General features: G+C 70.4%; 22 protein-coding genes and 6 tRNA genes. 9 read left to right on the forward strand and 19 right to left on the reverse strand.

Annotation, left to right across the window (positions count from 1 at the left end):
- Nucleotides 1-64: 64 nt before the first annotated feature.
- From ACFY1E_RS13880 to ACFY1E_RS13910, 7 genes are all read right to left on the reverse strand, one after another.
- Complete coding sequence (locus ACFY1E_RS13880; protein ID WP_389075225.1) at nucleotides 65-2800, reverse strand: Tat pathway signal sequence domain protein; 2736 nt, start codon at nucleotides 2798-2800, stop codon at nucleotides 65-67.
- 116 nt (nucleotides 2801-2916) lie between these two features.
- A complete protein-coding gene (locus ACFY1E_RS13885; protein ID WP_389075228.1) occupies nucleotides 2917-3507 on the reverse strand; it encodes a hypothetical protein in 591 nt (196 codons plus the stop codon).
- Between the two features lie 10 nt (nucleotides 3508-3517).
- On the reverse strand, nucleotides 3518-4402 hold the full coding sequence (locus tag ACFY1E_RS13890) for a carbohydrate ABC transporter permease (protein WP_389075230.1): 885 nt from the start codon (nucleotides 4400-4402) through the stop codon (nucleotides 3518-3520).
- Nucleotides 4399-5364, reverse strand: coding sequence for a carbohydrate ABC transporter permease (locus ACFY1E_RS13895; protein ID WP_389075233.1), 966 nt, complete (start codon nucleotides 5362-5364; stop codon nucleotides 4399-4401). The genes ACFY1E_RS13890 and ACFY1E_RS13895 overlap by 4 nt, the downstream gene beginning before the upstream one ends.
- A gap of 148 nt (nucleotides 5365-5512) precedes the next feature.
- Complete coding sequence (locus ACFY1E_RS13900; protein WP_389075235.1) at nucleotides 5513-6802, reverse strand: ABC transporter substrate-binding protein; 1290 nt, start codon at nucleotides 6800-6802, stop codon at nucleotides 5513-5515.
- Between the two features lie 334 nt (nucleotides 6803-7136).
- Nucleotides 7137-7208, reverse strand: a tRNA-Val gene (locus tag ACFY1E_RS13905).
- Between the two features lie 88 nt (nucleotides 7209-7296).
- Nucleotides 7297-7761: a TIGR02611 family protein gene (locus ACFY1E_RS13910; protein WP_389075238.1), complete on the reverse strand. Its 465-nt coding sequence runs from the start codon at nucleotides 7759-7761 to the stop codon at nucleotides 7297-7299.
- Between the two features lie 201 nt (nucleotides 7762-7962).
- Here ACFY1E_RS13910 and ACFY1E_RS13915 point away from each other — a divergent pair, with 201 nt between their 5' ends.
- Nucleotides 7963-8376 (forward strand): SsgA family sporulation/cell division regulator, encoded by a 414-nt coding sequence (locus ACFY1E_RS13915; RefSeq protein ID WP_004002642.1) that lies wholly within the window; start codon nucleotides 7963-7965, stop codon nucleotides 8374-8376.
- A 243-nt stretch (nucleotides 8377-8619) separates the two neighbouring features.
- Nucleotides 8620-9180 carry a CGNR zinc finger domain-containing protein gene (locus ACFY1E_RS13920; RefSeq protein ID WP_389075240.1) on the forward strand — a complete coding sequence of 187 codons (561 nt, stop codon included), beginning with the start codon at nucleotides 8620-8622 and terminating at the stop codon, nucleotides 9178-9180.
- Between the two features lie 69 nt (nucleotides 9181-9249).
- Here the strand turns inward: ACFY1E_RS13920 and ACFY1E_RS13925 are convergent, their stop codons facing one another.
- Together ACFY1E_RS13925 and ACFY1E_RS13930 are read right to left on the reverse strand one after the other, a co-directional pair.
- Nucleotides 9250-9402 (reverse strand): hypothetical protein, encoded by a 153-nt coding sequence (locus ACFY1E_RS13925; protein WP_180292031.1) that lies wholly within the window; start codon nucleotides 9400-9402, stop codon nucleotides 9250-9252.
- A 154-nt stretch (nucleotides 9403-9556) separates the two neighbouring features.
- Entirely contained in the window at nucleotides 9557-10000 is a 444-nt protein-coding gene (locus ACFY1E_RS13930; protein ID WP_389075243.1) for a hypothetical protein, read from the reverse strand.
- A 233-nt stretch (nucleotides 10001-10233) separates the two neighbouring features.
- On the opposite strand from ACFY1E_RS13930, the gene ACFY1E_RS13935 reads away from it, so the two are divergent.
- Entirely contained in the window at nucleotides 10234-10758 is a 525-nt protein-coding gene (locus ACFY1E_RS13935; RefSeq protein ID WP_389075246.1) for a DsbA family protein, read from the forward strand.
- A 146-nt stretch (nucleotides 10759-10904) separates the two neighbouring features.
- Here the strand turns inward: ACFY1E_RS13935 and ACFY1E_RS13940 are convergent, their stop codons facing one another.
- From ACFY1E_RS13940 to ACFY1E_RS13950, 3 genes are read right to left on the reverse strand one after another with little or no spacing between them, the layout of a single operon-like run.
- Nucleotides 10905-11729 carry a GNAT family N-acetyltransferase gene (locus tag ACFY1E_RS13940; RefSeq protein WP_389075248.1) on the reverse strand — a complete coding sequence of 275 codons (825 nt, stop codon included), beginning with the start codon at nucleotides 11727-11729 and terminating at the stop codon, nucleotides 10905-10907.
- 54 nt (nucleotides 11730-11783) lie between these two features.
- On the reverse strand, nucleotides 11784-12605 hold the full coding sequence (locus ACFY1E_RS13945; RefSeq protein ID WP_389075251.1) for an aminotransferase class IV: 822 nt from the start codon (nucleotides 12603-12605) through the stop codon (nucleotides 11784-11786).
- Nucleotides 12602-13648, reverse strand: a complete 1047-nt coding sequence (locus tag ACFY1E_RS13950) for a chorismate-binding protein (RefSeq protein WP_389075253.1) — start codon at nucleotides 13646-13648, stop codon at nucleotides 12602-12604. Before ACFY1E_RS13950 ends, ACFY1E_RS13945 begins: the two co-directional genes overlap by 4 nt.
- A gap of 178 nt (nucleotides 13649-13826) precedes the next feature.
- Between ACFY1E_RS13950 and ACFY1E_RS13955 the strand changes: the two genes are divergently transcribed.
- The 5 genes from ACFY1E_RS13955 (at nucleotide 13827) to ACFY1E_RS13975 (ending at nucleotide 14305) form a co-directional block, all read left to right on the forward strand.
- Nucleotides 13827-13899, forward strand: a tRNA-Gly gene (locus tag ACFY1E_RS13955).
- Between the two features lie 39 nt (nucleotides 13900-13938).
- Nucleotides 13939-14012: transfer RNA gene (locus ACFY1E_RS13960), tRNA-Cys, on the forward strand.
- Between the two features lies 1 nt (nucleotide 14013).
- Nucleotides 14014-14085, forward strand: a tRNA-Val gene (locus tag ACFY1E_RS13965).
- Nucleotides 14086-14121: 36 nt separating this feature from the next.
- Nucleotides 14122-14193: transfer RNA gene (locus ACFY1E_RS13970), tRNA-Val, on the forward strand.
- A gap of 37 nt (nucleotides 14194-14230) precedes the next feature.
- Nucleotides 14231-14305, forward strand: a tRNA-Val gene (locus ACFY1E_RS13975).
- A gap of 49 nt (nucleotides 14306-14354) precedes the next feature.
- On the opposite strand, the gene ACFY1E_RS13980 is transcribed toward ACFY1E_RS13975, so the two are convergent.
- The 4 genes from ACFY1E_RS13980 to ACFY1E_RS13995 form a co-directional block, all read right to left on the reverse strand.
- On the reverse strand, nucleotides 14355-14654 hold the full coding sequence (locus ACFY1E_RS13980; RefSeq protein ID WP_115909298.1) for a zf-TFIIB domain-containing protein: 300 nt from the start codon (nucleotides 14652-14654) through the stop codon (nucleotides 14355-14357).
- Nucleotides 14655-14734: 80 nt separating this feature from the next.
- On the reverse strand, nucleotides 14735-15670 hold the full coding sequence (locus ACFY1E_RS13985; protein ID WP_389075256.1) for a phosphotransferase family protein: 936 nt from the start codon (nucleotides 15668-15670) through the stop codon (nucleotides 14735-14737).
- Between the two features lie 572 nt (nucleotides 15671-16242).
- The gene (locus tag ACFY1E_RS13990) at nucleotides 16243-16437 is read right to left on the reverse strand and encodes a hypothetical protein (protein WP_389075257.1); all 195 of its coding nucleotides are present in this window, start codon (nucleotides 16435-16437) and stop codon (nucleotides 16243-16245) included.
- A 198-nt stretch (nucleotides 16438-16635) separates the two neighbouring features.
- Nucleotides 16636-16911, reverse strand: coding sequence for a hypothetical protein (locus tag ACFY1E_RS13995; RefSeq protein ID WP_344405710.1), 276 nt, complete (start codon nucleotides 16909-16911; stop codon nucleotides 16636-16638).
- 196 nt (nucleotides 16912-17107) lie between these two features.
- Here ACFY1E_RS13995 and ACFY1E_RS14000 point away from each other — a divergent pair, with 196 nt between their 5' ends.
- Nucleotides 17108-18481, forward strand: a complete 1374-nt coding sequence (locus tag ACFY1E_RS14000; protein ID WP_389076020.1) for a protein kinase — start codon at nucleotides 17108-17110, stop codon at nucleotides 18479-18481.
- A gap of 4 nt (nucleotides 18482-18485) precedes the next feature.
- Here the strand turns inward: ACFY1E_RS14000 and ACFY1E_RS14005 are convergent, their stop codons facing one another.
- The 3 genes from ACFY1E_RS14005 to cobA all read right to left on the reverse strand — a co-directional run bounded on the left by ACFY1E_RS14005 (nucleotide 18486) and on the right by cobA (nucleotide 20998).
- Nucleotides 18486-18878, reverse strand: coding sequence for an NUDIX domain-containing protein (locus tag ACFY1E_RS14005; RefSeq protein WP_389075260.1), 393 nt, complete (start codon nucleotides 18876-18878; stop codon nucleotides 18486-18488).
- A gap of 4 nt (nucleotides 18879-18882) precedes the next feature.
- On the reverse strand, nucleotides 18883-19701 hold the full coding sequence (locus ACFY1E_RS14010) for a TrmH family RNA methyltransferase (RefSeq protein WP_389075262.1): 819 nt from the start codon (nucleotides 19699-19701) through the stop codon (nucleotides 18883-18885).
- A gap of 64 nt (nucleotides 19702-19765) precedes the next feature.
- On the reverse strand, nucleotides 19766-20998 hold the full coding sequence (gene cobA, locus ACFY1E_RS14015) for a uroporphyrinogen-III C-methyltransferase (protein ID WP_389075265.1): 1233 nt from the start codon (nucleotides 20996-20998) through the stop codon (nucleotides 19766-19768).
- Nucleotides 20999-21066: the final 68 nt, after the last annotated feature.

Below are 21066 nucleotides of genomic sequence, written 5' to 3' on the forward strand. Positions count from 1 at the left end.
GACCAGCCACATACGGCCCGCAGGCGACGAACGAGTGCACTTCCCCGGCTCTCCCAGCGGAGCGCTACGGCATCTTGTCGCCGAGAAGGGCCAGATTCTCGATGGCCGCAAGGCCGTACAGCGCAGTGTCGTTCGACGACACCCAAGCGGCCTCGCTGCCGGCAACCAACGTCACCGGCCCGCTCAGCTTCTCCGTCTTCCACGGCGAGGACTCCATATAGCCGTCCGAGCTGTAGAACTTCGTCCACGCCCGCCTGGCCAGCGCAGCGTCACCCGTCTGGACGGCGGCGTACGCATCCAGGCGCGAGTGCCCCTGGAACAGCAGCAGGGTGCCGAAGTCCGAGCCGTAGCGGGCCTTCTGCTCGGCCTTCGTGGCGTTGAAGTACCGGCAGTAGTCGAAGTACGCCTGGTTGAACTCGGGCATGTCGACGAGGTCGATGAGTTCGGCGCACAGCTCGTTGAGCCCGAAGACGGCCGAGAGGTGCGAGACGGAGACCACGGGCGTCGAGGCGACGGCGAACTTGCCGGTGTCGAGGTCGTACAGCCCGCTGCCCTGGACGAAGCCGTTGGGCTGGGCAGCGATGCCCTCCATCGTCGACAGCACCCGCGCCTTGGCCTTCTCCCACTTGGGACCCTTGCGCTCCCACTCGGTCAGCCACGCGGACACCAGACCGCTCCAGTCGGTGCCGAAGCCGATCGACAGGGCGTGCCGGTCCGGGGTGTACGGGTCCGTCCGCACCTTGCGCTGCGGGTCCAGGACCAGGAAGGTCTCGTCGGAGTCGACGTTGGCGTGCATGAGGTCGCCGACGCGTTCGTCGGCGGTGAGGAAGTAGTAGTAACGCCGGTAGGTGGTGTTGGCGATGCGCTGCTGCTTGGCGCTGTCGGCGTAGTGCTGGACGCCGTGCCGGGTGCCGAGGCCCGCCCAGTCGCCCAGGTGGTAGACGTCGACCTCGCCGGTGTGCCGGGTGAGGGCCTCGGCGAAGCGGAAGATGTCCGCGCGGCCGGAGCGGAGGTACGCCATCCAGAGCCAGATGTCCGGTGAGAGCTCGGAGTTGTCCCAGGCGTAGCCGCCGACGTCGTACCGCCACTGGTGGCGCACGGTGTCGTAGGTGTGCATGAAGTCGCCGTAGTCCCAGAAGCCGTACCAGCGGCGTTGCTCCACCTGGTCCTTGTAGTAGGTGAAGAGGAAGTCGAGGTGGTCCTCGATCTTCGCCTTGGCCGGTGTGGAGCGGTCGGGTTCGGAGTACAGGCCCGGGCCGAAGACCTTGGCCTTGATGAGCTGCCCGGGCGGGGCGGCGAGCTGCGGCAGCACGCGTACGGCCTCGACCTGTTGGGCGAGCTTCTCGCCGGCCGGGGTCGACTCGTTGGCCCAGAAGAGGAGTTCGGAAGTGCGGGCGATGCCGTAGGGGGTGCCGAACTTCGGCTCGTAGTCCTCGTAGGTGATGTTGAGGCCTTCGAGCTGCTTGGCGTATGTGTCCTGGCCCATGCCATCGTGGTAGAAGCGCAGGTCCATGGGCTGCGCCTCGGGCGACCAGAGCCAGAGGGTGACCTCGGCCTCGTCGGTGTGGGCGTCGCGGATGTCGAGCTGGGCGGGGTGCTTCTCCCAGAAGTCCCTGAGGCCGAAGGAGAATCCGCCGCTCACGCCGCCGACGTAGCCGAAGCCGGAGGCGCGCCTGCCGCCGCCGGCGGCGATCCAGCCGTAGCCCTTCCTGGTGCGCTTGCGGAGCGTGAAGCCGTCGGCGGAGAGCTGGGAAAGGGTGTAGTCGCCCCACTCCGGGACGTACTGCAGCCGGGTCGTCACCCGCTGGTCCCAGGTGGCGGGGTCGGGCAGCTTCTGGCCCGCGTACTGGGCCGCCTGCACGGCCGCGCCCGGGTCGCGGCGCAGGCCGGTGATGCCCTTGACCGCCTCCCGCAGCAGTCCGGTGCCCTCGCCGCCGATGCGGATGTGCCGGTCGTACGACGCGTCCCGCATCGGGACGCCGAAGCGCACCCCGAGCCCGCGGATGAAGTCGCCGCTCGGCTTGCCGGGCTCCTGGGTGCCGTCGTAGGTGATGGTGTGCACCATGCGGAAGGAGTCGGCGCCGGCGTAGAAGTACAGCCGGACGGTGAACGGCAGCCAGCTCCGGTCGCCCTTGCGGTGCTTGCCGTCGATGCGCACCACGGCCCGGACCGGGCCCTCCTGCTCGACCGTCACCGCGCCGATCGCGCCGTCGAAGCGCTCGGTCCTGACGGTGCCCTGGTCCTCGTCCTCGATCTCCGGCTGGCGGATCAGGACGAGCCGCCCGTTCCTGGCGATCTCGGTCGAGCCGCGGGTCACCGACTTGATGATCGTCGAACCGTTCTTGCCGATCCTGGCGGTGATCACGCCTGTCGAGACGTCGACGGTGCCGCCGCTCTTGTCGACGGTGACCTTCTTGTCGGGGGCCGCCGCGTCACCGGCGGCGAGCGTGAGCTTTCCGGAGCCCGAACTCACCGCGTGGGCCGACCACTTGAGGGAGCCGTCCGGCCAGTACGCGATCGGCCAGGACTGCACGGGCACGGCCTTGCCGTCGGCGTCCGTGAGCGCGAAGGCCTGATCGGGCTGGTGGACACCCTTCGGCCAGGGGACGCCCACGGTGGAGCCGGGCGCGGCCCCCAGGCCGCCGTCCTCCAGCCAGTCCAGGGTCACGGGATCACTGGCCGCGGCCTCGGCTCTGGGCGCGGCCTGCGCCTCCTTGGCTCCTGGGGCCCAGCTGAACTGCGCGGCGGCTCCGGCGACGGCGGCCGCCTTGAGGAGGGACCTGCGGGGGATGGGAGACATGAGAGTTCAGCCTTTCCTTCCGGGAGGGACTTTTCTTCGCGTACGGCTGGTCAGGGGCATGACAGTGAGACGTACGGTCGCTGGGCGCGCCGACCTGGTACGAGGGGCGCCGCCCGTCAGCGGCGTCGGTACCGCTCCTCCACGGCGACGGCCGCAGCCGCGACGGCCCCCAGGACGGGGGCCGCCAGGGGCGCGATCAGCAGGGCGGAACAGACCACGAGGACGACTCCGCCGACGAGCAGGAAGGATCCGGCGGGGTCGAGGACGGTACGGCGGCCGGCCTCGGCGAGCAGCACCCGCCACACCGCACCCGGCTCCCACACCGCCGCCGCACGCAGCCCGGCCACGACGAGGCCGATCAGCGCGAACAGGCCGACGGCACCCACGAACGGCCCCCCGGGCAGCCCGGCGCGCGCGGCCTGGACGTCCACCCGGACCAGGCCCGCCGCCAGCCACCCGGCGAGCCCGGCGGCCCATCCGCCCCGCACGGCCGTACGGAAGTCGCGGGCGAACTCCCGCCAGCCACCGCCCTCATGGCCCGTGCGACGGCGCAGATGCCGCGCCCCGGCGGCGAAGGCGGCCGGGAAGGTCACCACTCCCAGCGAGGCCACCGCGATCCACACGCCGGTGAGCAGACACTCGGCGAAGACCCCGAACCGCTCCGCGAACACCGACTCCTTATGTGCCTTCACCCGCACTCCGGCCATGGTGACCGCCTCAGCCCTTCAGTCCGGAGGTCGCCATACCGTCGATCAGATAGCGCTGGAAGGCGAGGAAGAACAGCAGTACCGGCAGCAGCGCCACCAGCGACATCGCGATGAGCCCGCCGTAGTTGGCGGCGACGCCGTCGGAGTCGCGGAACATCATCATGCCGAGGGAGACGGTGTACTTGCCGGGCTCGTTGAGGTAGATCAGCGGGCCCATGAAGTCGTTCCAGGCGTTGATGAAGGTGAAGATGGCGCTGGTGATGAGCGCGGGCCGGCACAGCGGCAGAACGATCGACCAGTAGATCCGCAGATGCCCGCAGCCGTCGATCCGGGCGGCCTCGTCCAGCTCCCTCGGCAGGTTGCGCATGAACTGCACCATCAGGAAGACGAAGAAGGCGTCCGTGGCCAGGTACTTGCCCAGGAGCAGCGGCACATAGGTGTTGATCAGCTCCAGCTTCTGGAACATCACGTACTGCGGGATCAGCAGCACGTGGTACGGCAGCAGGAGCGTGCCGATCATCAGCGAGAACAGCAGGTTCCGGCCCGCGAACCTGATCTTGGCGAAGGCGTACGCCGTCAGCGAGCAGGAGATCAGGATGCCGACGACGGCGCCGCCCGCGTACAGGAGGGAGTTCTGGAAGAACGTCCAGATCGAGATGTCGGCCATGCCGTCGGCCAGGCCCTTGAAGTTCTCCAGGACGGGATGGGCGGGGAACAGCTGAAGGCTGTTGATGATGTCCTTGCTCGGCTTGAACGAGGCGCCGATCACCCAGACGACGGGATAGAGGACGACCGCGAGGACCAGCAGTGAGCCGATGTGCCAGACGAGCGAGCCGGCGCGCCTGCGGCCGAGACCACCGAGCGGCTTCCGGGTGGCGGGGGTGGTGGCGCTCATCGGGCGTCCTCCGTGTCGTTCTCGTAATGCACCCACTTCTTCTGGGACCAGAACAGGACGGCGGTCACCAGGGCCACGGCGAGCAGCAGCATCCAGGCCATCGCGGAGGCGAAGCCCATCTGGGCGTTCCTGAAGCCCTGCTGGTAGAGGTAGCAGGTGTAGACGAGCGTGGCGTCGGCCGGGCCGCAGGCGGTGTTGGAGACGACGTAGGCCGAGCCGAAGATCTGGAACGAGTGGATGGTCTCCAGCAGGACGTTGAAGAACAGCACCGGGGAGATCATCGGCAGGGTGATGCTCCAGAACTTGCGGAAGGCCCCGGCCCCGTCCAGTTCGGCGGCCTCGTACAGTTCCCTGGGCACCTGCTTGAGCCCGGCCAGGAAAATGACCATGGGCGCGCCGAACTGCCAGACGGTGAGCGCGACCAGGCAGTAGAGGATCCAGTCGGGGTTGCCGACCCAGCCGCCGACGTGGATGCCGAAGACCGACATCGTACGGTCGACGACGGCGTCGTCGGAGAAGATCGACCGCCAGACGAAGGCGACCGAGACGCTCGCGCCGATGAGCGAGGGTGCGTAGAACGCGGCCCGGTAGAAGGCCTGTCCGCGGCGGCTCTGCGCGAGCAGCAGGGCGACCCCGAGGGCGAGCAGCAGTTTCAGCGGGGTGCCGATGATCACGTATTTGGCGGTGACCTCCACCGACTTCTGCCAGCGGGGGTCGTCGAACATCTTGGTGAAGTTGTCGAGACCGACCCACTTCGGGGTGTTGAAGAGGTTGTAGTCGGTGAAGGCGAAGTAGAGCGAGGCGGCCATGGGGCCCGCGGTCAGGAGCAGGAAGCCCGCGATCCACGGGGACATGAAGAGATAGCCGGCGAGGTTCTCCCGCCGCCCCCGCCGCTTGACGGCGGCGGGGGCGGCGGGACGGGCCTTCCGGGCGGCGGGCGGTGATTCCTTGACGAGCGTCACGGTGCTTCCCAATCGGTTCCGGGCCAGGGGGCCTCGGCGAAGGCGACTGCGGTTGGGGTGGCGCCCTGTAGGGGCGCGGGGAACTGCGCGACCAGCCACGACGGCGCAGCGGACAAAACTCAACGCCCACCGCGCCCCCAGCGGAGCGCTACGCCTGGAAGGCGGCCTGCGCCTCGTCGAAGAACTGCTTCACCGCGGCGGAGGGCTTCGTCTTGCCCTGGGCCAGGTCGCCGCCGATCCGCAGGAAGGCCGCCTCGATGGTGTCGGCGCCGGAGGGATGCGGGGTGATCGTTCCGAGGACTCCGGCCTTGGCGGTGTCCGCCTCGTACTGCGCGATCTCCTTGTTGACCGGGTCGGTCGGCTTGAACGCGTCGTACTGCTGGGTCGAGGCGAGGATGCCCCGGTCGTAGCCCATGATCTTGCCGACCTCCGGGTCGTGGACCATGAAGTCGATGAACTGGGCGACTTCCTTGGGGTGCCGGGTGCGCGCGGAGGCGCTCAGCATCAGGGAGGCCAGGTACTGCCCGGTGTGCTTTCCGTCCATGGTGGGGATCGGCGCTAGGCCGTACTCGCTGCTGCCCTCGGCCGTGTAGCGGACGGTGAAGTTGTCCCAGGTGAATTCCGAGGCCCCATGGCCGGCGGAGAGGGAGGACTTGGGCCGGTCCTGCTCGACGATCTTGGGGTCGGTGATGATGCCGGCCTTCACGCGGCCGTAGCCGTCCTGCCACCACTCCGTCAGATCGGCCTTGTCGAAACCGAGCCCGTCCTTGGTGTAGAACGCCTTTCCGTTCTGCCGCAGATACAGGTCGTACAGGTACATGATGCTGAAGTAGCCCGTGTCGCCCGGCACCTTGGTCCTGTCGTGGACGCTCTTGAGGGCCTTGAAGTAGTCGTCCCAGGTCCAGCCCGTGGCCGGCTCGACACCCGCCTTCTGGAAGACCTTCTTGTCGATGACCAGCGCCATCGTGTTGGAGCCGACGGGGATGCCGAGCTGCTTGCCGTCGACCTCGCCGACCTCGGTGACGCCCGCACGGAAGTCGCCGAGACTCAGATTCCCCGCGTCGATCTGGGACTTGAGGTCGAGCAGGACGCTTCTCTTGTCGTACTTCCGAAGGAAAGTGACGGCGTTTTGGAAAACGTCCGGTGGATTTCCACCGGCCGCCTGCGTCTGGAACTTCTCCCAGAATGAGGCGTAGTCCTGGAAGTCCGTCTTCACCTTGATCTTCGGATACTTCTTCTCGAAGAGCTTGATGGTCTGGTTGATCTTCTTGGCCCGCTCGTCGGCGCCCCACCACGAGTAACGGATCGTCACCGTTCCGTCGGCGGAGGTGCCACTGTCGCCGCCGCAGCCCGTCGTCGCGGCCAGCCCCAGCGCGGCCGCCGACGCCCCCGCGGCCCTGAGGATCGTACGCCTCTCAACATTCCTGCTGGTTCCCACAGTCGGGCCCCTCCCCGGCATCATCGCCAGCTGCATGAATCGTTTCAAGTAAGCGCTTGCCGCCACAAGCTACGGAGGGCCTCGGGGTGCGTCAACGATTCGGACAGGAATTTCTTACCGAGCAGCCGGACGAGTTGACGGCACATAAGCGCCGGCATGCGCGGCCGGAGGCGCGATGTCACAGGTGAGAGGCTTGCGACCGACGAACCGAACATCAACTGGTCGTCCGCACAAGGATGTTGCTCGGCCGAAATCCGCCGGAGCGCGGGACCCGTCCGAGGGGGCTCGTACGACGGCGGCCCGTCTGCTCTCGCAGAGGGGCCGCCGGTCCGGGTGGGCGATACTGGGTTCGAACCAGTGACCTCTTCGGTGTGAACGAAGCGCTCTCCCACTGAGCTAATCGCCCGGACGCAGGAAGAACATTACCCCATGTCAGCGGGTGCCTGTGACCAGTAGGAACCGGCGCCCGGCGACACCCGCGCCTGCCGCGTGGCTCACTGGTCCTTGATCTTCCAGGGCATCACGACGCCGAACTTCCAGAGGTAGGTCCCGACGAGCACGCCGACGATCACGAGACCGATCGCCGTCAGCGTGATGTTGCGGCGCCGCACCTTGGGGTCGAGGGCCCGCTGGGCCGCCTCGGTGACCTTGCGTTTCGTCCAGCGGAGCACCAGCTGGGCCCAGACGAACTCGGTCGCCCAGATGGCCATGCCACCGAAGATCACCACCCAGCCGGGCCCGGGCAGCGGCAGCATGACGATGCCGGCGACCACGACCGCGAGACCGACGACGAAGACCCCGACCTGCCAGCTCAGATGCAGGGCGCGACGCCTCTTGATGAACGCCGGCGCCTTGGAGCCGAGCCCGTGCTCGTCCTGCGCCCCGCCCGGCCTCGTCTCGTGCGATTCCACGGCAGCCTCGCCCGGCACTCCCTCGGTCCGGTTACTCCCCGTATTCATACGGCCAAACTTTACCTTACTTTACTGAGCGGAAACCAGTCACCGGAATGGCCGTACCGTGCGAACGACCCATCGGCCGGAAGAGTTACGTAAAGGCACGCAAAACACTCAGAGGGGTTTACAACGGCACCGTAGGTGGCATGTCGATTTCGCCGACGTGCGAATCCCCGAGCGCACACTGAGCGAAAGGCCCTGGCGCTTATGAACACCACGGTCAGCTGCGAGCTGCACCTGCGCCTCGTTGTGTCGAGCGAGTCCTCCCTGCCTGTCCCCGCAGGCCTGCGGTACGACACGGCCGACCCCTACGCCGTGCACGCCACCTTCCACACCGGAGCCGAGGAGACCGTCGAGTGGGTGTTCGCCCGCGACCTCCTCGCGGAGGGGCTGCACCGGCCCACCGGCACCGGCGACGTCCGTGTCTGGCCGTCGCGCAGTCACGGTCAGGGGGTCGTGTGCATCGCGCTGAGCTCTCCGGAGGGCGAGGCCCTGCTGGAAGCCCCGGCGCGGGCGCTGGAGTCCTTCCTGAAGCGAACCGACGCCGCCGTGCCTCCCGGCACGGAACACCGGCATTTCGATCTCGATCAGGAGCTCTCGCACATCCTGGCGGAGAGCTAGGGCGAGGCACCACGAAGCCGCCCGGCGCCGTCGACTCGGGGAGACGGCTCGGGCCAGAACAACTGCATACGGTACGCATCAGCGCCGCCGCCGCGATCGAGTCGTGGGGGCGGCGCCGGTGTGTGCGTGGGGCAGGGGGGAAGGTGCCCCGGTGGCAGGGCCGCCCGCAGCCGGGCGGCAAGCCACTACCATCGGCCAGCATGAGGCGGGCGTCCGCCCGACCCCCAGGCCAGGGAGCGAAACGTGCTGATCACCCACGACACCCGGTGCGCGCTCGACACCGTGGTGGATCTGGTGAACACCGCACCGGAGGACCAAGCGGCACCGGACGGACTGCCCGACGTCGCGGCTCTCGAGGATTTCGTACGAAACCACGAAATCAGTGATGTGGGGGCGCTCTCGGAGTTCGACCTCTCGGCCGTGCGCAAGATCCGCGGCCGGTTCGCCTCGGTCTTCGCGGCGCACGACGCCCGGACCGCCGCCGGCGTGATCAACGAGCTGGTCGCCGCCGCGGGTACGACTCCGCGCCTCACGGACCACGACGGCTACGACTGGCACGTGCACTACTTCGCGCCCGGTGCCTCCGTCGCCGACCATCTCGCGGCCGACTGCGGGATGGCGCTGGCCTTCTTCGTGGTGGCCGGTGAGCAGGAGCGGCTGCGCCGGTGCGAGGCCCCCGACTGCCGGCGCGCCTTCGTCGATCTCTCCCGCAACCGCTCGCGTCGCTACTGCGACAGCCGCACCTGCGGAAACCGTCTGCACGTGGCCGCATACCGGGCACGGCGCAAGGAGGCGGCGGGCTGACACACGAGCCGCCGGACAAGGATGTCGACGTGGTCCCCGGCGGGTGGCGCAGGGGACCACGGGTACGGCTCACAGCATCAGCAGGTCGTGCAACGAGGCCATGAGCAGCAGACACCCGATCACCGCAAGGAAGATCATCAGCGGTGGCTGGGAAAGGGCGAAGAGGCATCCGCGCGGCTCGTCCTTCGGCGGCGCGGTATCGCCGTGTTCCGTGTCCAGCATCTCGCGGCGATGATGGCGCACTCCGCAGGTCCGGTGCGCTCAACACGCCCGGAATGACCGGCAGTTCGCCGGATTCCGTGAAGTCCGGTTCGGGTCGTGATCATTTCACGCCACAGCCTTGATCCACTGTGTCGTTTCAGTCGTCATGCGCCCGTCATATGCCGTGCTTCTTGAGGATGGCCTCGATGTCGCTGAAGTCGTCCGCCGACTGAGTGCGGGTCGTACTCGCCGGCCGCGTCGCCGGACGGGCACCCGGGCCCAGGGAAGGCGCGGACGCCGTCGGAGCGACCGCCTCGCGCTGCCCCGCGGCCCTGGCCTCCCTGCGCTCCTTGCGGGTGCCGCCCCGGCGGCGCTCCACTGCGCGCGTGGTGGAGAACAGCAGCCAGGCGGCGCCGAGCACGCCGAAGCCCGCCCAGGCCGTCGGACTGAAGGCGGTGTCCGCCAGCCACTGCACGGTGCCGGTCATCACCAGACCGATGGGGACGAGTGAGTAGGCGGCGATGCGGGCGGCTGCCAGGAAGCGCTTGCGGTACGCAGTGACCGCCGCGATGCCCAGGCCGGCCGCGGACACGGCGGAACAGACGGTCTCGGCAATCATCCGGTCCTCCAGGCAGGGCTCGATCGGGCAGGGGCACTTCGTCCCTTCCATCCTGCACCGCCCGGACCCCGCGCGGCCATGGTCCTGGCGGACATCAGGGACATCTCCGGGTCGGCTCCTCCGAAGGTGCCGGTCCCGGGCACTCCCCCGGCTGTGGATCAGGGTCCCGGGCCCAGGTCACCGAGGCCGGGCTCCGATTGGGTCGACCGCGTCCGAACTGGGAGACTGACGGCATGAGCGACTCCTCCCCCGTGCCTCCCGCCGCGCCCGTCCTCGACGTCTGGTGCGAACTCCAGTGCTCGGACTGCCGTAGCGCCCTCGACGATCTGCGTGCGCTGCGCGCCCGCTACGGCGACCGGCTGGAGCTGCGGCTGCGGCACTTCCCGCTGGAGAAGCACAAGCACGCCTTCGCCGCCGCGCAGGCCGCCGAGGAGGCCCTCGAGCAGGGAAAGGGCTGGGCCTACGTCGAGGCCGTGCTGGCGCGGGTCGAGGAGCTGGACCGTAAGGGAGAACCCTTCCTGGTCGAGGTGGCCGCCGAACTCGGTCTGGACGCCGAGGAGTTCGACACCGCGCTGATCGACGGCCGGCACATCCTGATCGTCGACGCCGACCAGGCCGAGGGCAAGGCGATCGGCGTGACCGGTACCCCGACGTACGTCATCGACGGTCAGCGCCTGGACGGCGGCAAGAGCCAGGAGGGGCTGCGGGAGCGGATCGAGGAGATCGTGGACCGGCTGCTGGCCGAGGCGGGAGCCTGACCAGTTGCACGGCGCTCCGCGGAATGCGGAATGCACGGCCAATGCAGGGCCATGGATTGTCGTCCGCAGCGCCGTCGGGGCTGGTCGCGCCCCGCGGCGGAGCCGCGGATCGGCACAGCCCGCGCCCCGACGGGGCGCGGGTCCGCTCAGAGCAGTGGCTTGTACAGGGTGTACTGCGTCGTCCGGTAGCCGAGTGAGTCGTAGAGCCGCTCGGCCGGGGTATTCCCGGCGAACACGTTCAGACTGACGACGTCACGGCCCGCGGCGAGTGCCTGGATCTCGGCCAGGAGCATGAGCGTGCGGCCGTGGCCGTGTCCGCGGTGTGCGGCATCGGCCTCCACGTCGCACACATGGGCCTTCTCCCCGCGCAGCGCCAGCCACAGGATGCCCAAGCGCGTGCCCTCGTGTTCGAGGACGCTGAACGTGGCGTTCTCGGTCGCCAGTCCGTCCGGCAGCAGCCTCTCGTGGTCACGGCGTGCCCTGTCGTACGCATCGGCCTCCGGCACGCCCCGCTCGATCAAGGTGCGGGCGTAGTCCTCCGACTCGTGCTCCTGCCAGATGACGAACTCGGCCTCCGTCATGGGGCGGGCCCGGCTGCCCTCAGGCAGTTCGGGTGCGGTCGGTGCGAGGCGCTTCTCCATTCCGCGATTGCGCACGACGTAGCCGAGCACCTCGCTGAGCCGCAGCACCGCCCCGGCCCCCGCAGGGACGGTCGCCTCGATCCGCGTGCACCCCCACCCACGCGCCACCTCCTCCGCGGCGAGCGCGGCCACGGTGCCCCGGCCGCGGCGGCGGTCCGGCTCCTCGATCCGCAGGTCGAGGATGTGGGCGGCCTTGTCACCGAAGGCAGCGGACGTGCCCAGGTGTATCGCGCCCACCGGCCGGCTGTTCACGCACACCTGGAAACGGCGCGAACGCGTCCCGTCGGCGTTGTGCTGAAGCGGCTCGATCGGCCGCAGGGTCGTGGTCATCAGGGGTGTTCTACCCGCCTGACCCGCCCGTCGGCAGCCTGTTTTCCCGAGCTGTCACGGATCCAGGTCCTCGCCGGACCGCTCGTCGAAGATCCGCATGGCCTTGGCGGTCACCGGGCCCGGTGCGCCCGGCAGTTCGCGGTCGTCGACGCGGTGCACGGCCTGGACGTCGCGCAGGGTGGAGGTGAGGAAGACCTCGTCCGCACGCTCCAGGACGTCGAGCGGCAGGTCGGTCTCCTTGGCGCCGGTCCACTCGACGGCCAACGCGCGCGTGATGCCCGCGAGGCAGCCCGAGGCGACCGGCGGGGTGTGGATCTCGCCGTCGAGGACGACGAAGACGTTCGAGCCGGTGCCCTCGCAGAGTTGCCCGACGGTGTTCGCGAACAGGGCTTCCGACGCGCCGTGTTGGTGCGCCCGGGCGAGGGCGACGACGTTCTCGGCGTACGAGGTCGTCTTCAGGCCGGTGAGGGCGCCGCGTTCGTTGCGGGTCCACGGGACCGTGATCACGGCCGTGGAGTCGGGGCGGCGGGTGGTCTCACCCAGGGCGACGACGAGGGTCGGGCCGTGCTCACCGCGGTCGGAGCCGAGCGGGCCGTGGCCGCCGGTGTAGGTGATGCGCAGCCGGCCGAGCGGCATCGGGTTGGCCTCGAGGACGGCGGCGCAGGCGCGGCGGATCTCGGTGTGGTCGGGGTCGGGCAGGCCGAGGCCGCGCGCGGAGCGGGTCAGCCGGTCGAGGTGCCGGGTCAGCGCGAACGTCTTCCCGTTCGTCGCCTTCACCGTCTCGAAGATGCCGTCGCCCACGGTCAGCCCGTGGTCGAAGACGGAGACGCGGGCGGACTCGATGTCCTGCAGCCCGCCGTCGAGCCAGATCTTCACGTCTGTAGTCCCTCTCCACTCACCTCGTACGTCCCCGACGCTACCGCGAGCAGTCGGGCCGCCTTCAGCTCGGTCTCCCGCCACTCCGCCTCCGGGTCGGAGCCCCAGGTGATGCCGGCGCCCGTCCCGAAGCGCAGGACGCCCTCGGCGCGGTCGATCCAGAAGGTGCGGATGCCGACTGCCAGCTCGCCGGCTCCCCGGTCCGCGTCGACCCAGCCGATGCCGCCGCAGTACGGGCCGCGGGGCGCCGTCTCCAGGGCGTCGATGATCCGCAGGGCGCTGGACTTGGGCGCACCGGTGACCGATCCGGGCGGGAAGGCCGCGTCGAGCAGTTCGGGCCAGCCGGCGCCGGCCCGCAGCTCGCCGCGGACCGTCGACACGAGATGGACGAGCCCAGGGTGCTTCTCGACGGCGCACAGATCGGGGACGCTCACGCTGCCGGTGGCGCAGACACGCCCGATGTCGTTGCGGACCAGATCCACGATCATCACGTTCTCGGCGTAGTCCTTCTCCAGGAGGTCCGCCTCGGTGCGCCCGGTGCCCTTGATCGGCCCGGACTCCACGACACGGCCGTCGCGCCGCAGGAAGAGCTCGGGCGAGGCGGTCGCTATCTCGACCCCGTACCCGGGCAGCCGGATCGTTCCTGCATACGGTGCGGGGTTGCCGCGGGCCAGCAGCGCGGTCAGTGCGTCCACGTCCGCGTCGGGCGCGACGGGCGCGGAGAGCACCCGGCAGAGGTTCGCCTGATAGACCTCGCCGGCCGCTATGTGCTCGCGGATCCGGCGCACACCGGCCGTGTACGCGCCGTGGTCCAGCGAGGACTTCCAGTCACCGGCGGCCGGTCCCCGCCACTCTCCCGGCACCGGGGCGGGCACGGGCTCCACTCGTACGTCCCGGAAGCGGGCGCAGGTCAGCCGGCCCTCGAAGTCCGCCACGACGGCCCAGAAACCGGTGGAGTCGAGGGCCGCGGGATCGCTGGTGACGTCGAGGAGTCCGGTGGCGACGCGGTCACCGAAGCGGGCGAGAGGAGGGAGGTCGAGCACGCAGTCGAGTCTAGGGCGGGTGTCGTGAAGGTGGCCCTGCCGTGTCCCTTCGGGGGCCCTGACCATGTACGCGAGCAGGTGCAGCGCAGCACGCTGCGCAAACGCGTTTTTGTGCTGGCCCGGGAATCCGCTAGAGTTCAACTCGTCGCCGGGCCGCGAGAGCGGACCGAAACGACAAGCGGACGTAGCTCAGTTGGTAGAGCGCAACCTTGCCAAGGTTGAGGTCGCGAGTTCGAGCCTCGTCGTCCGCTCGATGGAAACAGGGGATCTTCCCGAGCCCCTGCACTCCTGGTGGAGTGGCCGAGAGGCGAGGCAACGGCCTGCAAAGCCGTCTACACGGGTTCAAATCCCGTCTCCACCTCCAAGGACGATTAGCTCAGCGGGAGAGCGCTTCCCTGACACGGAAGAGGTCACTGGTTCAATCCCAGTATCGTCCACTGGATCTTCCAGCACGTACGGCGAGATCCACACCCGCGCGATTAGCTCAGCGGGAGAGCGCTTCCCTGACACGGAAGAGGTCACTGGTTCAATCCCAGTATCGCGCACGCAGTACGCATCACATGCAGGTGCACCTGTTCACCTGCGCGATTAGCTCAGCGGGAGAGCGCTTCCCTGACACGGAAGAGGTCACTGGTTCAATCCCAGTATCGCGCACCAGCCGAAGCCCCCGGCCGTCTCGTACGGCCGGGGGCTTCGTCGTGTGCCGTCAGCTGGAGAACAGCATGTGGCCGAAGCTCTTGTGGCGGTGGTGACCGCCGTGGTGGCCGCCGTAGTGACCTCCGTGGCCGCCGTGCTGGGCGCCCCAGGCGGGGGCGGGCGGGGCAGGGTACGCCTGCGGGGCGGGCGGGGGCGGCGGCGCGGGCTGGGACCACTGGGACTCCAGGCGGGTCAGCGCCTCCAGCTCGCCGTAGTCGAGGAAGATCCCGCGGCAGCCGCTGCACTGCTCGATCTGGACACCGTTGCGGTTGTACGTGTGCATCGGCGCATGGCACTTCGGACACTGCATGGTCGGCTCAACTCCTCGCCGGTCGGTCCTGCTTCGCGTTTCGCCAGGACAGACTCTGTCAGGGGGCGGTCGGTTGCACCCTACTTCGCGAATTCCGGGGTCAACTCCGGCGGCAGGGCAGCCATTCGGGCACATGCGTCGATCATGGACACTTCGACCTCGTCCAGGGGGCGGTCCTGCGCCGCTGCCTTGGCTGTGGCGCGGGCGGCCGTCTGCACCGTGAGCGCGCGGGCCGGGACGTCCAGGGCGGGCCAGGGGTCGCCGTCGGCGGGGACGGCCGGGCCGCCGGCCGTGCGGTAGGCGGTGAGGAAGCGGAGCCACTCGTGCGGTGGGAGGAGGCCGCAGGCGTACCAGGCCGCCGGGCGGGCCAGGTCCCAGGCGGGGACGCCGGTGCCGAGGTCGTCGACGTCGATGAGCAGCCAGGGGCCGTCGGGGGCGGGGTGGCGGACCAGCTGGCCGAGGTGGAGGTCGCCGTGGCACAGAGTGGTGGTGTCCGGCATGGGGGCCTCGGCCCGGGCCCAGGGCGGGAGGGTGTCCCAGGCCTGCAGGACCGGTGCGGTGGCGGGGTGGGCGGCGGCTGTTGCCCTGAGCCGGGCGACGGCTCGGGCGGCCTTGGCGGGGCCTCGCATGGACGGGAGGGGGGTTTCGACGGGGGTGCGGTGGAGGCGGGCGAGGAGGGTGGCTGCGGGCTCCCAGGGGGCGGCCTCGGGGGCGTCCGGGTCCACGGGGGTGCCGTAGGGCCAGAACGTGACGAGGCGGCCGTGCAGGTCGACGGGGGTCGGGGCGAGCGGGGGCAGGAGGATGCCGGGGAGGTGGGTGGCGGTGGTGAGGCGGGGGGTGAGGTCGGCGCGGGAGGTGTGGGGGGCGTGGGCCTTGGCGACCGTGTCGGCGTGGCGGACGACGGTGGCGTCGGGGCGGTCGGCGAGGGTGGCTGCGCCGCAGGGGCAGGTGTCCGTGCGGGAGTGGGCCTCGGCCTTGGCTCGGATGGTCAGTTCGGTGAGCAAGGGGGTGGTCACGGGGCTCCCTGGGGGCGGCGGGTCTCTCGCGAGGGTACGGCGGGGTGGTGGGGGTGGGTATGGCGCTCGGCGGTGGTTGGGCTGCCCGTGGCCGGGGGCCGCTGATGAATGCGCCTCCGCCGCCCCTACCCGTCCCATACCCAAGGGCTGCCGGCCCTTCGACCCCGCCCCCGAACCCGGGCGGGGGCTGCGTCCCCTGCACCCCTGGCGGGGCTCCGCCCCAGCACCGCGAGTGCGGGGGCCAGCCCCGGCCCGTACGGCCTGCCCCTTCGCGGGACTCCGTCCTGAACCCTGAGAACCCCTCGCGGGGCTCCGCCCCAGCACCCCGTTTCGGGGCTCCGCCCCGGACCCCGATCGGCCTGAACGGCCTCACCCTCAAACGCCGGACGGGCTGAGAATGCCTGACCGACGCCTGGCCACATGTCATCGGTGGTCGGGAGGGGGAAAAAGCAATGCCGGCGCAGCTCCCCAGCTGCGCCGGCATTTTTGCCGTCCGCCGCACCCCCGTCCCCACGGGGTTTCATGGGTGGATGTCCCCGCCCGGACCGCTCTTCCGGGCCTGGGGTCGCCGCTCAGCGCCCCAGCATCACGCCCACGGACGACGCCTGTGTGGCCACTGTCTCCCAGCCGTCGAAGACGAAGAAGAGCAGGACCGCCAGGGGGAGGACCATGAGCGTCGCCACCAGGGGGTGGCGGCGGCCCGTGCGGCGGCGGATTGCAGTGCGCTCCTGGGTGCGGATCAGTGTCCGCGGTGCCGTCAGGGCCATGGTCCCTCTCCTGACCGTTCTCAGTTGTCGTTGGCAGCGGCGGGTGTCTGACCTCGGGGGACGAGTGCTGCACCCGCCGCTTGACCTCAAATCTAGGCGTCCGGCGCTTGCCGCACGTCATGCCCTCGTACCGATTGCCGGGCCTCCCGGAGGATGAGCCGTGAGCTGGGGCGTACTCCCCTGGGTGGAGACGAGGTCCTAGGTCTCAGGGTCTTCCCGGAGGGGACGCCCGGTGTGCCCGGCCTTTTCCGAGCCGTCCTCCCTCGGGATCGGCTGCTCGACCAGGGCCAGCACCCGGTTCGCCATGAAGCGGGCCGTGCGGACCACGGACCCGTTGCGGGTGACTTCGCTCACTTCCACGACACCTCGGCGTACCGCAGTCTCCACCCGACGGCCCGCCCTGCTCGCCACCACCTCGTAGGTGCGGGTCGTGTCCCCCGCATCCACGACTATTTCCACGCGATCACCCTTCACGTGTTCAATCCCCCTTCGTCGATGGGTGGTTGAGGTCGCCGGACCTGTGAAGTCCGCCTGCTCGACCGGTCCCTGACCACCCTTCAAGTCTCCCACCCGGCACTGACAATCGATCTGGGCGAGAGGGCGCGGCCTCTGCGCGCGGGCGGCCGTGGAAACGTAAGCTGTGCCACGTCACACGGACCGGGCAGCGGGGATGAACATGGCGATGATGCGCCTGAGGCGCGAGGACCCGCGCGTCGTCGGCTCGTTCAGGCTTCACAGACGGCTCGGCGCGGGTGGAATGGGCGTCGTGTACCTGGGCTCCGACAAGAAGGGACAGCGGGTCGCACTGAAGGTCATCCGGCCGGATCTGGCGGAGGACCAGGAGTTCCGGTCCCGGTTCGCGCGGGAGGTCTCCGCCGCGCGGCGGATCCGGGGCGGGTGCACGGCTCGGCTCGTCGCCGCCGACCTCGACGCCGAACGGCCCTGGTTCGCCACTCAGTACGTGCCCGGCCCGTCGCTGCACGACAAGGTCGCCGACGAGGGGCCGCTGAGTGCCGCGGACGTCGCGGCGGTGGGAGCCGCCCTGTCCGAGGGGCTCGTAGCGGTGCACGAGGCCGGTGTCGTGCACCGGGATCTCAAGCCGTCGAACATCCTGCTGTCCCCGAAGGGGCCGCGGATCATCGACTTCGGTATCGCCTGGGCGACCGGGGCGTCCACGCTGACGCATGTCGGCACGGCCGTCGGCTCCCCCGGTTTCCTCGCGCCCGAGCAGGTGCGCGGTGCCGCCGTCACCCCGGCCACGGACGTGTTCTCGCTGGGGGCGACCCTGGCGTACGCGTCGATGGGTGACTCGCCCTTCGGGCACGGCAGTTCCGAGGTGATGCTGTACCGCGTCGTACACGAAGAGGCGCAGCTGCACGGCGTTCCGGACGCGCTGGCTCCGCTCGTACGGGCCTGTCTGGCGAAGGACCCCGAGGAGCGGCCCAGCACGCTTCAGCTGTCGCTGCGGCTCAAGGAGATCGCCGCCCGTGAGGCGCAGGGGCTTGCCGACCCGCGTCCGCCCGCGCCGCGTTCCGCGGAGGCGGACCGGCCCACCGGGCGGCTCGTCGAGACCTATCCGGAGCAGCAGCGCGAACACCGTCGTCCCTCCGGCCCGCAGGCAGGTCCCCCGTCGCGGGGCGCCTCCGCCGGGTCGCGTGGGGCTCCTCCGGTGCGGGGCGGGGCCGCTCCTGCGCGGGGCGGCAACGGCGGCTCCCGCGGTGGCCCCCCGCCGCCCCAGCGTTCCGGGTCCCGGCCCGCCCCGGGGTCGCGCCCCATGCCCCGCCAGGGCACGGGGGCCCGGCCCGCGCCACGCAGCGGAACCGGCCGTCCGGCGCCCAGGCCCACGGGGACGGGACGGCGGCCCGCCAATCCGCGGTTGCTGCGGCAGCGGCTGTTCGTGTTCGTCGTCGTGACGCTGCTGGTGGCGCTCGGCATCGCCGCGGCACAGGGGTGCCAGGGGCCGTCGCGAGGACTGGGCGGCGGCGACGGTGTCGTACCGCAGCGGCAACAGCACGTGGAGCCGGGGCGCGCCCACGTGGACTGAGGGCTCACAGCCCCGGCAGGTTTCTTTCGAAGAACTCGCGGTCGCCGTCGAAGACGGGGGTCAGCGCCAGGAACTCCTCGGGGGTGACCCAGCGGGTCTCGGCGACCTCGACGGGGTCGGGGACGATCTCGCCGGTGGTCGCGTCCGCCGTCCACCAGTGGAGGCGGAAGAGACCGTCGTCGGTCTCCGACTCCCAGACCTTGGCGAGGGGGGAGACGGTGAGGCCGACCTCCTCCCGGACCTCACGGACCACGGCCTGCTCCTGGGTCTCCCCCGGTTCGACCTTGCCGCTGAGGGGCTGCCAGTAGCCGGGGCGGGGGACGCCGGGGCCGCGGCGGATCGCCAGTACCCGGCCGCCCCGGTGCAGGACCGCCACGATCGCCTCCCGCTTCGGCACCGGACTATCCCGCCGGGCGGCCCGTGGCCACCGCGTAGAAGGCGACCGCGGCCGCCGCGCCCACGTTGAGGGAGTCGACGCCGTGGGACATGGGGATGCGGACCCATTCGTCGGCGGCGACCAGGGCCTGGGTGGACAGGCCGTCGCCCTCGGCGCCGAGCATCAGGGCCACGCGGTCCATCTTGTGCGGGGCGGCCTCGTCGAGGGACCTGGCCTTCTCGTCGGGGGTGAGCGCGAGGAGCGTGAAGCCCGCCTCGCGGACCGACTCCAGGCCCTTGGGCCAGGTGTCCAGGCGGGCGTAGGGGACGGAGAAGACCGCACCCATCGAGACCTTGACGCTTCGGCGGTACAGCGGATCCGCGCAGTCCGGGGAGAGCAGGACCGCGTCCATGCCGAGGGCGGCCGCCGAGCGGAAGATCGCGCCGATGTTGGTGTGGTCGTTGACCGACTCCATGACGACGACCCGGCGGGTGGTCTGGAGCAGGTCGGCGGCGGTCGGCAACGGCTTGCGCTGCATGGAGGCGAGCGCGCCGCGGTGCACGTGGTAGCCGGTGACCTGTTCGGCCAGGTCCGGGCTGACCGCGTACACCGGTGCCGGGAGCTCGTCGATGACGTCGCGCATGACGTCCACCCACTTCGCGGACAGCAGCATCGAGCGCATCTCGTACCCGGCGTCCTTCGCCCGGCGGATGACCTTCTCGCCCTCGGCGATGAACAGGCCCTCGGCCGGTTCACGCTTGCGGCGCAGCTCCACGTCGGTCAGGCCTGTGTAGTCGCGCAGGCGCGGGTCGTCGGGATCCTCAACGGTGATGAGATCGGCCACAGGGTGATACTGCCTTGTCCTGGGTGTGGTGCCAACGGCTGTGTACGAGTTGGGTTACCCGCGGTTACGCGGACGTCTGCGGGCCTACGCCGACGACCGCGCCGATGACGATGACCGCCGGCGGCTTGACCTCCTGCGTACGCACGGTCTCGCCGACCGTCGCCAGGGTCGCGTCGACGCGCCGCTGGGCGGCCGTGGTGCCCTCCTGGACGAGGGCGACGGGGGTGTCGGCCGGCTTGCCGTGGGCGACCAGTGTCTCGGCGATCTTTCCGATCTTGTCGACGCCCATGAGGATCACGAGCGTGCCGGTGAGCTTCGCCAGGGACGCCCAGTCGACCAGGGAGCGCTCGTCGTCGGGGGCGACATGGCCGCTGACCACGGTGAACTCGTGCGCGACGCCCCGATGGGTGACCGGGATGCCGGCCGCGCCCGGGACCGAGATCGAGCTGGAGATGCCGGGGACGACGGTGCAGGGGATGCCGGCCTCGGCGAGGGCGTTCAGCTCCTCCATGCCCCGGCCGAAGACGTAGGGGTCGCCGCCCTTCAGCCGTACGACGGACTTGCCCTGCTTGGCGTGCTCGATCAGGGCGTTGTTGATGGCCTCCTGGGCCATGAAGCGGCCGTACGGGATCTTCGCCGCGTCGATCACCTCGACGTGCGGCGGGAGTTCGGCGAGGAGGTCGCGGGGGCCGAGGCGGTCGGCGATGACGACGTCGGCCTCGGCGAGCAGGCGGCGGCCGCGGACCGTGATCAGGTCCGGGTCGCCGGGGCCGCCGCCGACGAGGGCGACACCGGGGGTGCGGGTGCGGTGGTGCGGGGCCACCAGGGTGCCGTCGCGCAGGCCTTCGACGACCGCGTCGCGGATGGCGGCAGTGTGGCGGGGGTCGCGGCCGCGGGCCTCGGTGGTGAGGACGGCGACCGTGACGCCCTCGCTGTGGCCGGTCGCCGGGGTCCAGGCCGTGGCGGCGTCGGCGTCGTCGGAGCGGACGCACCAGACGCGGTGCGCTTCGGCTTCGGCGGAGGCCGCGGTGTTCGCCTCGGTGTCGCTGGTGGCGATCAGGGCGTACCAGGCGTCGGCGAGGTCGCCGGTCGTGTACGGGCGCTTCTCCCAGGTGATCTCGCCCGCGTCGGCCATGGCCTCGACGGAGGGGGTCGCCTCCGGGGACACGAGGAGGATGTCCGCGCCTGCTGCGATCAGGGCCGGGAGGCGGCGCTGGGCGACCTGGCCGCCGCCGAGGACGACGACCTTGCGGCCGGTGAGGCGGAGGCCTACGGGGTAGGCGGGGTTTTCGGCCATGAGGGTGCGGCTCCTCTGGGGGCTTGGCGGGGGCCCTGACGTGCAGATTTTAAGGGTCGGGTGGGCTT

Origin of the sequence: Streptomyces sp. NPDC001604 (genome assembly GCF_042893475.1) — a bacterium.
In the GTDB taxonomy this organism is placed as follows: domain Bacteria; phylum Actinomycetota; class Actinomycetes; order Streptomycetales; family Streptomycetaceae; genus Streptomyces.

Coding starts and splice junctions, on each gene's coding strand:
- ACFY1E_RS13980 (WP_115909298.1), bottom strand. CDS start 14,654: ATGCAGTGTCCGAAGTGCCATGCGCCGATGCACACGTACAACCGCAAC.
- ACFY1E_RS13890 (WP_389075230.1), bottom strand. CDS start 4,402: ATGAGCGCCACCACCCCCGCCACCCGGAAGCCGCTCGGTGGTCTCGGC.
- cobA (WP_389075265.1), bottom strand. CDS start 20,998: ATGGCCGAAAACCCCGCCTACCCCGTAGGCCTCCGCCTCACCGGCCGC.
- ACFY1E_RS13930 (WP_389075243.1), bottom strand. CDS start 10,000: ATGATTGCCGAGACCGTCTGTTCCGCCGTGTCCGCGGCCGGCCTGGGC.
- ACFY1E_RS13910 (WP_389075238.1), bottom strand. CDS start 7,761: ATGAATACGGGGAGTAACCGGACCGAGGGAGTGCCGGGCGAGGCTGCC.
- ACFY1E_RS13880 (WP_389075225.1), bottom strand. CDS start 2,800: ATGTCTCCCATCCCCCGCAGGTCCCTCCTCAAGGCGGCCGCCGTCGCC.
- ACFY1E_RS13925 (WP_180292031.1), bottom strand. CDS start 9,402: ATGCTGGACACGGAACACGGCGATACCGCGCCGCCGAAGGACGAGCCG.
- ACFY1E_RS14000 (WP_389076020.1), top strand. CDS start 17,108: ATGAACATGGCGATGATGCGCCTGAGGCGCGAGGACCCGCGCGTCGTC.
- ACFY1E_RS13935 (WP_389075246.1), top strand. CDS start 10,234: ATGAGCGACTCCTCCCCCGTGCCTCCCGCCGCGCCCGTCCTCGACGTC.
- ACFY1E_RS13990 (WP_389075257.1), bottom strand. CDS start 16,437: ATGGCCCTGACGGCACCGCGGACACTGATCCGCACCCAGGAGCGCACT.
- ACFY1E_RS13940 (WP_389075248.1), bottom strand. CDS start 11,729: ATGACCACGACCCTGCGGCCGATCGAGCCGCTTCAGCACAACGCCGAC.
- ACFY1E_RS13915 (WP_004002642.1), top strand. CDS start 7,963: ATGAACACCACGGTCAGCTGCGAGCTGCACCTGCGCCTCGTTGTGTCG.
- ACFY1E_RS13885 (WP_389075228.1), bottom strand. CDS start 3,507: ATGGCCGGAGTGCGGGTGAAGGCACATAAGGAGTCGGTGTTCGCGGAG.